Origin of the sequence: Mesorhizobium sp. IMUNJ 23033 (assembly GCF_044778005.1) — a bacterium.
Taxonomy (GTDB): domain Bacteria; phylum Pseudomonadota; class Alphaproteobacteria; order Rhizobiales; family Rhizobiaceae; genus Mesorhizobium; species Mesorhizobium amorphae_A.
In genome coordinates this window covers 196,371-208,949 of sequence record NZ_JBJACT010000004.1, presented here as the reverse complement: position 1 = coordinate 208,949, position 12,579 = coordinate 196,371, and the positions used below count along the sequence as shown (strand labels likewise).

Sequence of the window (12,579 nt, the reverse complement as noted above, 5' to 3'; positions counted from 1 at the left end):
GTTTATCCCGCGACTTCCTGGGCGGCCCATTTGCGCAGGATATGCGCGGTGCGCTCCTCATTGATGTCAACCATGCGGGCAAGGCGGTCCTGCGGTGCGGGCCTGATCTTCTGGCGAAGGTCGTCAAGCGGGGTGGAGCCGGGGCGGGTGCCCGGCAAGGCAACCGGAGCGGCCGCCGTTTCGAGAGCGGCGGGCTCGGGCGTTGGCAGCGAACGCTGCACGTCCTCGAAGCTCGGACCGGCGAGGGCTGGCGTTGCCTTTGCCGTCAGAGCAGCTGCCATCGGCCTCAGACCGAAGAAAGCCACCAGGAAAACCACGACGATGAAGGCGACGGCGTTGATGAGGGTGCCGGCATGCGTTCCGATCGATGCCAGCATGCCAGGCTGTTCGATCGGCTCGCCGTCCAGCCCGTCGATGAACTCGACAGCCGAGACGTCGATAACGTCGCCGCGCTTGTCGTCGAAGCCGGTGGCCGAAGCCACCATCTTCTGGATGTCGGCAACGCGCTTGGCGATCTGTTCGGGCGTTGCGTCCTTGCCGAGGATGGTCGCCAGCCGCTGCTGGTTGACGACGACGGCGATCGACATCTTGGTGACCGAATAGCCGTTGGAGACGGTGGCAATCTTCTTCGAATTGATCTCGTAGTTGGTGATCTCCTCCTTGCGGTCGTTCTGGGAGGAGGATTGCGGGCCCTCAGTGCTGGTGGTCTGGGTCTCCGGCAGGTTCTGCTCGACGCTTGTCGGGGCCGAAGCCTGCTTCTGGTTGTTGTTCTCATTGGCCCGCACCGACTGCACGGAACGTTCGACGCGCGACTCCGGATCGAAGATCGTCTCTTCGGTCTGGCGGGTGTCGGTGTTGACGTCGGCCTTGACGCTGGCACGGAAATTGTCGGGACCGAGATAGGGGGTCAGCGCGCGGCGGATGTTGTCGCCGATCTGCGCCTCCACCGTCTGCTCGACGCCCAGCGTGCGTGCGGCGCTGGTGTTGGAAGGGTCGTCCCCGGCCGCCAGAAGGTTGCCGTTGGAATCGAGCACCGTCACCTTGTCGGCCGAGAGACCGGGAACGGCGGCGGCGACGAGATGGCGGATCGACATGGCGCTCTTTTCGGCATCGATGCCGGAATAGCGGATGACCACCGAGGCGGAGGGCTGCTGCTCGTCGCGGCGGAAATTGGCGCGCTCTGACATGACGATGTGGACGCGCGCCGCCTTGATGCCGGCAATCGACTGGATGGTGCGCGCGATCTCGCCTTCCAGTGCCCGCACCCGGGTGATCTGCTGCATGAAGGATGTCAGGCCCAGCGAGCCGACATTGTCGAACAGCTCGTAGCCGGCATTGGCGCTGGTCGGCAGACCCTTCTCGGCAAGCAGCATGCGCGCCTGCGCGGTGGTGCCGGCCGGCACCAGCACGGTGGTGCCGTCGGGGCCGACGTCGAAGCCGATGCCGGCTTCGCCCAACACCAGGCCGATCTGGTTCACGTCGGAGCGTTCAAGTCCGACATAGAGCGTCTCGTAGGCCGGCCGGTTGAGATAGACCGAGGCAACGCCGATGACGGCCATGACCAGCGCGGCGATGCCGCCCAGCATGGCGAGGCGCTTGACGCCAAATCCCTGGAGATTCGAGATGATGCTCTGGATCTGTTCCGGCACGATTCAACGGCTCCCAGCAAGACTGTCCGTGGGAACACTAGACCGCGAAGCTTGTGCGAGGATGATAGGCTTAAACTGAAAGGCCGCGCCCCAGGCGCGGCCTTTCAATCCGAAGAAAAAGCTTGTCAATCCGAATGGAAAACTTGCTTGGGCCTAGCTCTTGAACAGCGACAGGATGGACTGCGAGTTGCCGTTGGCGATGGACAGCGCCTGGATGCCGAGCTGCTGCTGGACCTGGAGCGCCTGCAGGCGGGTCGATTCCTTGTTCATGTCGGCATCGACCAGGGCGCCGACGCCCTTGTCGATCGAGTCGCTTAGGTTCGACAGGAAGCTCTGCTGGGTGTCGATGCGCGACTTGGCGGCGCCGAGATAGGCAGCGCCGGTCGACAGTCTGGCAAGCGCGGTTTCAACGTTACCGAGTGCGGTGTCGATGGCCGTGTCGGTGACCGCGGCGGCGCTCGGATCGAAGAAGGTCGTGGCCAGCAGACCACCGACGATGCCGCCGGTGCCGGCCACGTCGAGAACCTGGGTGTCGGCGGCCGTGACGTCGATCGTGTCGATGGCGACGGTTGTGCCGGTACGGTTGTAGGAAGCGACGATCTTCAGGTCCGAAGCGGCCAAGCCGTCATTCTGCAGCAGATTCGAGCCGGCATAGCTGGCATTGGTGACGGACGACTTGATCTGGTCCTGGATGGCCTTGATTTCCGTCGCGATCTTCTGCTGGTTGTCCTGGCTCGCGCCACGGGCGGTGACGAGCTTGGCCTTGATCAGGTCGACCTGGTCCTTGATGTCGGTGATGGCGGTGTAGGCGGTGTCGACCTTGCCGGCGCCGAGGCCGAGCGAGTCCTGAACAGCCGAAAGCGCCTTGTTGTCGGATTTCATCGAGGTGGCGATCGACCAGTAGGCGGCGTTGTCGCTGGCGGTGGCGACGCGGTAGCCGGTCGAAATGCGGGCCTGCGTCGTTTCAAGCTGCTTGTTGGTGGCGTTGAGACTCTGAAGCGCGGTCAGCGCCGCGGCGTTGGTCATGATGCTTGCCAAGATACACCTCTTCTCAAAGCAGGCATGCCTCGCGCATGCCGGTCAACCTGTTCGGCGGGAGCGTCATGCCTGTCGACCAACTGGTGGTCTGCCCGTCCTAAGCGAATGGTTAACCATGAGTATCGCGATATCGTTAATGGCGCGTTAAAACCATGCTTTGACAACGAAAAACGGTAGCATCTTCACAACGAAAATCGGGCCGCGCTGATGGCGCGGCCCGATGCAGATAACTGAAGTCCGGTAAGCGATCAGCCGCGGAACAGCGACAGGATGGACTGCGAGTTGCCGTTGGCGATCGACAGCGCCTGGATACCGAGCTGCTGCTGGACCTGGAGGGCCTGCAGGCGGGTCGATTCCTTGTTCATGTCGGCATCGACCAGAGCGCCGACGCCCTTGTCGATCGAGTCGCTGAGGTTCGACAGGAAGCTCTTCTGGGTGTCAATACGCGACTTGGCGGCGCCGAGCGAGGCAGCGCCGGTGGACAGTGAGCTAAGCGCCGTTTCAACGTTGCCGAGTGCGGTGTCGATGGCGGCGTCGGTAACCGCAGCGGCGCTCGGATCGAAGAAGGTCGTGGCCAGCAGACCACCGACGATGCCGCCGGTGCCGGCCACGTCAAGAACCTGGGTGTCGGCAGCCGCGACATCGATCGTGTCGATGGTGACGGTCGCGCCGGTGCGGTTGTAGGAAGCGACGATCTTCAGGTCCGAAGCGGCGGCGCCGTCGTTCTGCAGCAGGTTCGAGCCGGCGAAATTGGCGTTGGTGACCGACGACTTGATCTGCGCCTGGATGGCGTTGATTTCGGTCGCGATCTTCTGCTGGTCTTCCTGGCTGGCGCCACGGGCGGTGACGAGCTTGGACTTGATCAGGTCGACCTGGTCCTTGACGTCATTGATGGCGGTGTAGGCGGTGTCGACCTTGCCGGCGCCGAGGCCGAGGGAGTCCTGAACGGCGGAAAGCGCCTTGTTGTCGGATTTCATCGAGGTGGCGATCGACCAGTAGGCGGCGTTGTCGCTGGCGGTGGCGACGCGGTAGCCGGTCGAAATGCGGGCCTGCGTCATTTCAAGCTGCTTGTTGGTGGAGTTCAGGCTCTGCAGCGCGGTCAGCGCCGAGGCGTTGGTCATGATACTGGACATGGCTACTCGTACCTTGTTTTTACACGTGTTTTTTTGACATACCGGCTTGTCCGGTATGACGGTGCGGCATCATGCCAATGATCGCTGAAACAGATCACCCGCCATCTGGAGCGACTATGGTGGCAAGTCCCTACCAAAGCGCTAAATCGGACGGTTAACCGAAAATATATTGCGGGAAATTCTTGCAGGCGCCGCGTTTGGCCGGACGGTCAGGTGAAGGATCGCACCAGGCTGCCGACGAGCAGGTTCCAGCCGTCGATCAAAACGAAGAACAGGATCTTGAAGGGCAGCGACACGACGGTCGGCGGCAGCATCATCATGCCCATGGCCATGGTGATGGTGGCGACGATCAGGTCGATGACGAGGAACGGCAGCACGATCAGGAAGCCGATCTCGAAGCCGCGGCGGATCTCCGAGATCATGAAGGCCGGCACCAGGATGCGCAGGTCGACGGTCTCCTTTGCAACGACCTGGCCGCGCTCGCGGGCAAGGTCGGCGAAGAGGTCGAAATCCTTGTCGCGCACATTGCGCAGCATGAAGGTACGGAACGGGTCCGAAATCTTCTCGAATGCCTCGGTCTGGCTGATCTGGTTGTCCATCAGCGGCTTGACGCCGGTGTTCCAGGCCTGGTCGAAGGTCGGCGCCATCACATAGAAGGTCATGAACAGCGATAGCGAGATAAGGATCAAATTGGCCGGAGTCGATTGCAGGCCGATGCCGGCGCGCAGGATCGAGAAGGCGATGACGAAGCGTGTGAAGCTCGTCACCATGATCAGCAGGCCCGGCGCCACCGACAGCACGGTGAGCAGGCCGAACATCTGGATGATGTAGCCGACGGTGGTGCCGTCGGCCTTGCCGATGCCGCCGAGATCCAGCTGCTGGGCTCCGGCGACGGATGTGGCGACGAACAACAGCGCCGCAGCGACGAGCAATTTTCTCATTCGAGCAGCAATGTCCTGATCAGAATCTGTTTGGCATGACCGCCGCTGCGGATAGCGGCGCGCTCCTCGAGGTCGGCCTTCAGATGCTGGTAGCCGCTGGCGCCCTCGATCTGATGCAGCTTCATCGTGCGCACCAGAGCTAGCAGATCCTGGTGGATCTCCTCGGTCATCGCCGATGGCTGCGGCGCGTCATAGACCACCGATGCCTCCAGCCTTATCCAGATCTTGGACGGCGCGGCGAGGTTGGTGGTGATCGGTGGTAGCGCGACAAGCGCCGGTCCGGCCTCGGTTCCGTGACCCTCGGCGCCCGCGGCCTTCCCGGTGCTGCCTTCGTTTTCCGGGGCCACCGGTACCGGCACCGGCCCCCCAGCGGCTTTCAGATAGCCGCCGGACATCCAGCCCATGCCGATGGCGGCGCCCGTCATCGCCAAGAGCATGGCGAGCTGGATAACAAGGGAAGGTCCCTTTTTTGGCTCGACCTGTTCGACATTCGCCATGGCTTGGTTTTCCCCTTCCGGCCCGTCCTAGAAAGGCAGGACCTGATCGAGGACCTGCTGGCCGTAAGCCGGCTGCTGGACCTCGCTGACGCGGCCACGGCCGCCATAGGAGATGCGCGCCTCGGCGATGCGTTCGTAGGAGATGGTGTTCTCGGCGCCGATGTCGGACGGCCGCACCATGCCGGCGATGGTCAGCACCCTGAGCTCGTAGTTGACGCGCACTTCCTGCGAGCCCCGGATCATCAGATTGCCGTTGGGCAGAACCTCGGTCACGACGGCGGCGACGTTCAGCTCGAGGTTTTCCGAGCGCTTGATTTCGCCGTCGGCGTTGGTTTCGGTGCTGGAGCTCAGGCCGGCATCACCCTTGCCGCTTGTGCTGTTGCCTTCCCATCCGAGCGTGACGTCATAGCCGAGCTTGCGCGCGGCGGTGCGGCTCCTGTCGTTCTGGTTCTTGAAGTTCGCCTTGTCGTTGAGCTTGATCTTGACCGTCAGGATGTCGCCATCGCGCAGTGCGCGCGGATCGGTGAACAGCCGGCTCTGGCGATCATCCCAAAGCGAGAATTTCTTCAAAGGCGCCGGCGGTGCTTCAGGATAGCTATAGGGGGCGTTGACGCTGCCGGTGATGCCTGAGCCGACCGGCGACAGCGCAGGCTCCCGGCCGACCTCCTTGAGATCGGTGCCGCAGCCTGACAGCACGGCGACGCCAAGCAGGATGAGCATTCTGCGGATCATGACGGATCTACCCTTCGCGCCGCGCTGGCCATGATGCCGGTGAGCGCTGCCGCCGCCTTCTGGTCCATTTCGTTGAGGATGACGCCGGCCTTGCGCGAATCGAGTTTCATCAGGATGGCGGCGGCGAGGTCGACATTGACCATCGCCAGGCGTTCGGCCGCGGCATCGGGCTTCATGCCGGCGTAGATCTTGACGACGCCGTCCTCGGCGCGCGCCAGGAACACCTCGCGCCGCTTCAGCCATTGCTCGTATTCGGCGCGCTTGTCTTCCAGCGCCTTCATGCGCTGGTCGATGCCGGCCTGCAGTTCCTTCAGCTCCTGCGCCTGCAGCGCATAGCGGCGGTCGCGCGCGGCGTCGGCGATGTTGGAGCAGAAGCGCTGGATCTCGCTTTCGTCCGGCGCCTTCTCCTTCGTCAGTTGCTGCGGGGCCACCGGCGGCGGCCCACTGGGCAGCACCTGGCGCACCGTGTCCTCGGCGCCGGCCGGGCCGATGGTCAGGAGCATGGCGGCGAGGGCCGAAGCGAGAAGCGCCGGCCCAGCGAAGCGAGAGTTCGGTTTTACGGAGAAAGGATCGATCATCGGCATGGCCTATTGGAGAACCAGGTCGGCCTGCAGGGCGCCGGCCGACTTGATGCCTTGCAGGATGGCAATGATGCCGTCGGGCTTGACGCCGAGGCGGTTGAGGCCGGAAACGAGCGTTTCGAGGTTGGGCCCGTCGAGCACGGCGACGCGCGCGTCCGGCCGGGTGGCCTCGATGGCGGTGAAGGGCTCGACCGCGGTCTCGCCCTTGGAGAAAGGCTCGGGTTGAACGACCCTCGGCGCCTCGGTGATGCGCACGGTGAGCGTGCCGTGGCTGATGGCGACCCGCGAGATCTTGACGTCGTTGCCGATGACGATGGTGCCGGTGCGCTCGTCGATGACGACGCGGGCCGGTGTGTCCGATTCGACGACCAGATTTTCGATCTCGGCGTAGAAGCGCGCCGCCGAAACGTTCTTCGGCCTTCTGATCTGCACCGTGCGGGCGTCGCGTTCGGCGGCCACGCGCATGCCGAAACGCTGCGCGGTGTAGTCATTGATGGCGTCGGCGATGCGAATGGCGGTCGAGAAATCGGGGTTGCGCAGTTGCAAGGTGAGCACGGCCTGGTCGTCGAACTCGGCCTGCACCGAACGCTCGACGATGGCACCGTTCGGCACCCGTCCGGCGGTCGGCACGCCTTGTGTCAGCTGCTCGGCCTGGCCCTGGGCGGTGAAGCCCGAAACGATGACGGATCCCTGTCCGACGGCATAGATCTCGCCGTCCGCGGCCTTTAGCGGCGTCATGATCAGCGTGCCGCCGGCCAGCGATGTCGCATCACCCATCGAGGAGACGTCGATGTCGATGCGGGCCCCCGACTGGACGAAGGCAGGCATGTTGGCGGTGACGATGACAGCGGCGACGTTCTTGGCGCGGGCACTGCCGCCCTCGGTGGCGATGCCGAGGTTTTCCAGCATGGCGCGGATCGACTGTTCGGTGAAAGGCGAATTACGCAGGCTGTCGCCCGATCCGGCCAGGCCAATGACCAGACCGTAGCCGACAAGCTGGTTGTCGCGCGCGCTCTGCAACTGGGCGATGTCCTTGATGCGCGACGCCACTTGACCCGGTGGCAGCGAGCTCGGCCCATTCGACACCCGGAACATCCGGCTGGTGGTGGCCGGGTCGTATTCCGGATCGTTGTAGACGCCGCCGTTCCTGGCGGCGAGCTCGCGCTTGGCCTTGGGCGTCAGCCCGTCGGCCAGGGCCGGCTGCAGGCCGAGAACGGCCGCCAGCAATAAGGCAAGTCCGCGCGTCATGTCGCGCTGACCCTGATGGTCCCGTCGGCCATCACCGTGCCGGAGATGATCTTGCCGCTGTCGACGTTGCGAACCTTGACGAGGTCGCCGGCAGCACCTGGTTGCAGGGTGACGCCCGAAGCCGAGATGGTCAGCCCGCCGGCGGTGAAATAGATCTGCACGGCAGCGCCCTGCTCGACCAGCCAGGCGTCGCGGATGGCGGCGGTGGGAATGTAGCGGCCGGGCAGCAGCGTGCGCTTGGCGACCTTGCCCTGGAGTTCCTCGGCCCGCGTGGCGACCGCATCAGGCTTGTGCTTGCCCGGCAGCAGCGTCACCTGCTTCAGGACGCCAAGCTCGACCGTCTCGCCCGGATAGATCACCCGGTTGGGGATCAGCACGACTTCGCTGACGGTCTGGTTGCTGGCGATCTGATTGGCCGACTGATTTGCCGACTCCTGGGCAACAGCGGGCACGCCGCCGGCCACCAGCGCCAGGATCAGCGCGGTGCGGAGGAATGCGGAGCGGGAGGTCGGCGAGGCCATCATCCGTTACCTGATGTTCTTGGACACCACCGAGGCCATGTCGTCGGCCGCCTGGATGACCTTGGAGTTCATCTCGTAGGCGCGCTGCGCCGAGATCAGTTCGGTGATTTCCTTGACCGGATCGACATTGGACGCCTCGAGATAGCCCTGCTCGACCGTAGCGAAGCCCGGGTCGCCGGGCACGCCGACATTGGCCGGGCCCGAAGCCGCAGTCTCCTGGAACAGATTGTCGCCGAGTGGTGCGAGGCCGGCCTCGTTGGCGAAGTTGGCGAGTTGGAGCTGGCCGAGAAGCTGGAGATCGGTCTGGCCATCGATGCGGGCGAAGATCTGGCCCGTTTTGTTGACGATGACCTCGACCGCATCGGCAGGCACGGTAATGGCCGGGACGACATTGGCGCCGTCGACAGTCACCAGCTGTCCCGTGGCGTTGGTGTTGAAGGCGCCGGCGCGGCTGTAGAGCGTGCCGCCGTCGGCGCCCTCGATCTGGAACCAGCCCCTGCCGGTCAGCGCCATGTCGAAGCTGTTGCCGGTGCTGGTCAATTCGCCCTGGGTGTGGACGTTGCGGACGGCCGTCGTCTTGACGCCGAGACCGATCGAGACGCCTTCCGGCACCAGCGAGGTGTTGGCGCGGTTGGGCACGCCCTGCGTGCGGTCGACCTGATAGAGCAGGTCGGAGAATTCGGCCCGGGCGCGCTTGTAGCCGGTGGTGTTGATGTTGGCGATGTTGTTGGCGATGACTTCCAGATTGGTCTGCTGGGCGTTCATGCCGGTGGCGGCGATGGCGAGTGCTTTCATGATGCGCTCCTAAATGCCCATGCGGCTGACTTCGAGATAGGCCGAGACGACCTTGTCGCGGATCGCGACCGCCGTCTGCAGGGCCTGCTGGGCACTCATGACGGCGTCGACGACCTGGCGCGTATCGGCGTCGCCGCTGAGCGCCTTGATCGATACCTGCTCGGCATTCTGCAAGGTGTTGACGGTCTTCGACGCAGCATGGCTCAGCGCCTCGGCAAAGGACGCACCGACATTCTCCGTGGCCTGCGGCGACACGATGCCCTGGAACAGCCCTGTCGCCCCTTCGGCGCCTTCGGTCACCGGTTTGAGCTGAAGTGCGCCAATGTTGCCGATGCCGCTGATCATTACTGGTTCCTCATCAGGTCGATGGTCATGGAAATCAGGTCGCGCGCCTGCTTGATGACCTGAAGATTGGCCTCATAGGAGCGGTTGGCCTCGCTCATGTCGGCCATTTCGATCAGCACGTTGACGTTGGGCATCTTGACGTAGCCCTTGTCGTTGGCGGCTTCGTTGCCAGGCTGGAATTCAACGGGAAAATCCGAGGGGTCGCGGGCGATCGAGTTGACCTCGACGAGCGAGCCGCCGGATGAGCGGTCGAGCTCGGAGGCAAAGCTGATGGTCTTGCGGCGATAAGGATCGGAGCCCGGAGTCGTGCCCGTCGACTGGGCGTTGGCGAGGTTTTCCGAGACCACGCGCAGACGCTCCGACTGGGCGCCGAGGCCGGATGCGGCGACTTTGAGGGCTGCGGTCAGCGCGTCCATGTCAGCTCTTCACCGCCATCATCATCATGGAATGGAAAGCCTTGACGATCGCGGTGTTCAGCTCGAAAGAGCGACGGACCTCACCGGCCTTCATCAACTCGTCTTCCAGCACCACCGTGTTCTTGGACGGCATGATCGACCCGGTGGTTTCCTCCGGCTTGACGGTGAAGCCGGCATTGGTCGCCTCGGTGCCGAGGTGGCCGGCCTGGGTGGCCTGCAGCGACACCGCTGTGCGGTCGAGGACCTTTTCGAAGGGCTCGACATCGCCTGCGGTGTAGCCCGGCGTGTTGGCGTTGGCGATGTTGGAGGCAATGGCGGACTGGCGCACGGCCAGCCACTGCGACTGCTTGGTGGCAAGATCGAAAAGGTTGACGGGCTCCATGGGAATCTCCGGGCGGGTACGCACAAGACTAGGCTGCCAGTCTTGCGCGGACCTTGCGCTGAACCTGCGTCAGCGGGGGCGTGGCCCTGACGCGGCTATTTGGAGAGCTCGATCACCTGGTCGGTGCTGGTGACCATGACCCAATTGCCGCCGCGCTGCTCGATCGACGAGACGCGGCTGGAATCCGGCAGCACCGAACCGCGCTGGACGATCCACAGGCCGGCGTCGTCCTCGATCATGGCGCGGCCGTTGGCGACGTGCACCATGCGGAATTTGCCGGCATCGGCCGGGAAGGGCTGCTGCTCGAGACCAGGCGCCTGGTCGGGATCCTCGGTCTGGTCGGGCAAGGTGCCGGTGGCGAACAGGTCGACATCGGGGGGGACATCCTTGGCCGTCAGCGGCGCACCGCGATTTTCCAGATGCGAGCTGCCGCTGACACGACCGGGATTGGTGCCGCTGCCGCCGAAGTTGAGCGCCTGCACGCCGAACTGTTCCTGGTTGAAGAAAATGTACCAGGGAAACAGTGCGCAGATCAGGCCGAGCGTGATGCCAAGGGCTGCGACGACAAAGTCGCTGCGCCGGTCGGGCTTCTTTCCCAATCGGGGAAATTCCACCTTTGGCGGTTGCGGCCATTCGGTGCGCGGAAACAGCCCGTCGATGAGCGAGTCGCGGCTGGCCTCTGTCATCTCGACAGCCTCGGCCTGGGGACCCCTAGGGAGGGGAGGCTTGGCAGCCCTGGCCAGTGCAGCCTCAGCTTTGGCAACCCAGGCCCTGGCAGAAAGTGCCTTGGCAATTCTCGCTTCGTCAGCCCTGGCCTGTTCCTTGGCGTTGGCCTCGGCGATCATCTCGCGCAAGATGCGCTCGGTGTATTGACGCTCACTCTCCTGCATCGCCATTCTGCTTTCCCTTCAGGTGGCGGGCGAGATCGGCGAACGGATCGACCGACGCGCGGTCCCTCGGCGACTGCGTCAGCGCCTCGTAGATCAGCGGCACCTGGCGCACGGCGATGTCGAGCTCGGCATCGGCGCCGCCCTGATAAGCGCCGAGCAGACGGATGTCGCGCGTGTCCTCGAAGCGCGAGATCATCGACTTCAGCCGGGTCACCAGCATGCGCTGCTCGGGGCTCCATGCCTTGTCGGCCAGGCGCGAGATCGACGACAGCGGATTGACCGGCGGATAACGTCCCTGTTCGGCGATCGCGCGGTCGAGCACGACATGGCCGTCGAGGATGCCGCGCACCGAATCGGCGACCGGATCATTGTGGTCGTCGCCGTCGACCAGCACCGAGATGATGGCGGTGATCGACCCCTTGCCTTGGACCCCCGGGCCCTCGATGCCGGGTCCGGCCCGCTCGAGCAGCTTGGGCAGATCGGTGAACACCGAGGCCGGGTAGCCACGCGCGACTGGCGGCTCGCCGGTCCCCGTCGCCACCTCGCGCAGCGCATGGGCGAAGCGGGTGATCGAATCGAGCACCAGAAGCACGCGATGGCCCTGGTCGCGAAAATGCTCGGCGACGCGCATGGCGGTGTCGGGTGCGCGCCGGCGCATCATCGCGCTCTCGTCGCTGGTGGCGACGACGGCCACGGTCTTGGCCATGCTTTCGGCGCCGATCGTGTCCTCGAGGAATTCGCGCACCTCGCGCCCGCGTTCGCCGATGAGCGCCACGACGACCGTATCGAAGGCATCGGCGCCAGCGAGCATCGCCAGCAGCGTCGACTTGCCGACGCCCGATCCGGCAAAGACGCCGAGACGCTGGCCGAAGCAGAGCGGGGTGAAGATGTCGATGACCCGAACGCCGGTCATGAAAGCGGTGCCGACGCGCTGCCGCGCCATGGCGCCCGGTGTCGTCGTGCCTTCTCCCACGGCGACGCCCAATCTCACCAGCGGCGGACCGCCGTCGATGACGCGGGTGAGCGCGTCGATGGCACGTCCGCGCCACGAGGCGTGCGGCGTCACCGTCAGCGGGCCGCGCCGGAACACGGCGTCGCCGATGCCGGCATCGGCGCTGCGTTCGAAAGGCGCCACGACGACCTCGTCGCGACCGATCTTGACGATTTCGCCACGGCGCGTGCCGGAATGGCCGCGCTGCTCGACGATGTCGCCCAGCCTGGCGATGCCAGACAGGCCGCGCACCTTGTAATGGGTCGGCGAGATTTCGGCGACGCGGCCGCCGCGCCGCAGTAACGCATCTGGGTCATCGAACCGGCGCCAGATATGCTCCAGCGCCGCCAGCCGGTCTTGCGGCGCGGCGTCGGGCCGCTTTTCCAGGGCGCGTATCGAGGGCAGGCCGGTCGACATGCC

At 64.7% G+C, this 12,579-nt stretch carries 15 protein-coding genes; all 15 read right to left on the bottom strand.

The window, feature by feature from the left end:
• Positions 1-2 precede the first annotated feature (2 nt).
• The 15 genes from fliF to fliI all read right to left on the bottom strand — a co-directional run bounded on the left by fliF (position 3) and on the right by fliI (position 12,576).
• Positions 3-1,649 (bottom strand): flagellar basal-body MS-ring/collar protein FliF, encoded by a 1,647-nt coding sequence (gene fliF, locus ACFX5Q_RS06220; protein WP_404276201.1) that lies wholly within the window; start codon positions 1,647-1,649, stop codon positions 3-5.
• Between the two features lie 153 nt (positions 1,650-1,802).
• Complete coding sequence (locus tag ACFX5Q_RS06215) at positions 1,803-2,687, bottom strand: flagellin (protein ID WP_192177885.1); 885 nt, start codon at positions 2,685-2,687, stop codon at positions 1,803-1,805.
• A 248-nt stretch (positions 2,688-2,935) separates the two neighbouring features.
• Positions 2,936-3,820 carry a flagellin gene (locus ACFX5Q_RS06210; protein ID WP_192177886.1) on the bottom strand — a complete coding sequence of 295 codons (885 nt, stop codon included), beginning with the start codon at positions 3,818-3,820 and terminating at the stop codon, positions 2,936-2,938.
• Between the two features lie 209 nt (positions 3,821-4,029).
• On the bottom strand, positions 4,030-4,761 hold the full coding sequence (gene fliP / locus ACFX5Q_RS06205; RefSeq protein WP_404276199.1) for a flagellar type III secretion system pore protein FliP: 732 nt from the start codon (positions 4,759-4,761) through the stop codon (positions 4,030-4,032).
• On the bottom strand, positions 4,758-5,258 hold the full coding sequence (locus tag ACFX5Q_RS06200; protein ID WP_404276198.1) for a flagellar basal body-associated FliL family protein: 501 nt from the start codon (positions 5,256-5,258) through the stop codon (positions 4,758-4,760). Before ACFX5Q_RS06200 ends, fliP begins: the two co-directional genes overlap by 4 nt.
• A gap of 27 nt (positions 5,259-5,285) precedes the next feature.
• Positions 5,286-5,990 (bottom strand): flagellar basal body L-ring protein FlgH, encoded by a 705-nt coding sequence (gene flgH / locus ACFX5Q_RS06195; protein WP_404276196.1) that lies wholly within the window; start codon positions 5,988-5,990, stop codon positions 5,286-5,288.
• Positions 5,987-6,574 (bottom strand): MotE family protein, encoded by a 588-nt coding sequence (locus ACFX5Q_RS06190; protein ID WP_404276195.1) that lies wholly within the window; start codon positions 6,572-6,574, stop codon positions 5,987-5,989. The genes flgH and ACFX5Q_RS06190 overlap by 4 nt, the downstream gene beginning before the upstream one ends.
• A gap of 3 nt (positions 6,575-6,577) precedes the next feature.
• The gene (locus ACFX5Q_RS06185) at positions 6,578-7,819 is read right to left on the bottom strand and encodes a flagellar basal body P-ring protein FlgI (RefSeq protein WP_006204087.1); all 1,242 of its coding nucleotides are present in this window, start codon (positions 7,817-7,819) and stop codon (positions 6,578-6,580) included.
• On the bottom strand, positions 7,816-8,340 hold the full coding sequence (gene flgA / locus ACFX5Q_RS06180) for a flagellar basal body P-ring formation chaperone FlgA (RefSeq protein ID WP_404276192.1): 525 nt from the start codon (positions 8,338-8,340) through the stop codon (positions 7,816-7,818). The genes ACFX5Q_RS06185 and flgA overlap by 4 nt, the downstream gene beginning before the upstream one ends.
• A 6-nt stretch (positions 8,341-8,346) precedes the next feature.
• On the bottom strand, positions 8,347-9,135 hold the full coding sequence (flgG, locus tag ACFX5Q_RS06175; RefSeq protein WP_192177892.1) for a flagellar basal-body rod protein FlgG: 789 nt from the start codon (positions 9,133-9,135) through the stop codon (positions 8,347-8,349).
• Between the two features lie 9 nt (positions 9,136-9,144).
• Entirely contained in the window at positions 9,145-9,480 is a 336-nt protein-coding gene (locus ACFX5Q_RS06170) for a flagellar hook-basal body complex protein FliE (protein WP_404276190.1), read from the bottom strand.
• Positions 9,480-9,896, bottom strand: coding sequence for a flagellar basal body rod protein FlgC (flgC, locus tag ACFX5Q_RS06165; protein ID WP_404276188.1), 417 nt, complete (start codon positions 9,894-9,896; stop codon positions 9,480-9,482). The genes ACFX5Q_RS06170 and flgC overlap by 1 nt, the downstream gene beginning before the upstream one ends.
• A gap of 1 nt (position 9,897) precedes the next feature.
• Positions 9,898-10,278 carry a flagellar basal body rod protein FlgB gene (gene flgB / locus ACFX5Q_RS06160; protein WP_404276186.1) on the bottom strand — a complete coding sequence of 127 codons (381 nt, stop codon included), beginning with the start codon at positions 10,276-10,278 and terminating at the stop codon, positions 9,898-9,900.
• 95 nt (positions 10,279-10,373) lie between these two features.
• Positions 10,374-11,174, bottom strand: a complete 801-nt coding sequence (locus tag ACFX5Q_RS06155) for a hypothetical protein (RefSeq protein ID WP_404276184.1) — start codon at positions 11,172-11,174, stop codon at positions 10,374-10,376.
• Positions 11,155-12,576: a flagellar protein export ATPase FliI gene (gene fliI, locus ACFX5Q_RS06150; protein WP_404276182.1), complete on the bottom strand. Its 1,422-nt coding sequence runs from the start codon at positions 12,574-12,576 to the stop codon at positions 11,155-11,157. The genes ACFX5Q_RS06155 and fliI overlap by 20 nt, the downstream gene beginning before the upstream one ends.
• Positions 12,577-12,579 lie beyond the last annotated feature (3 nt).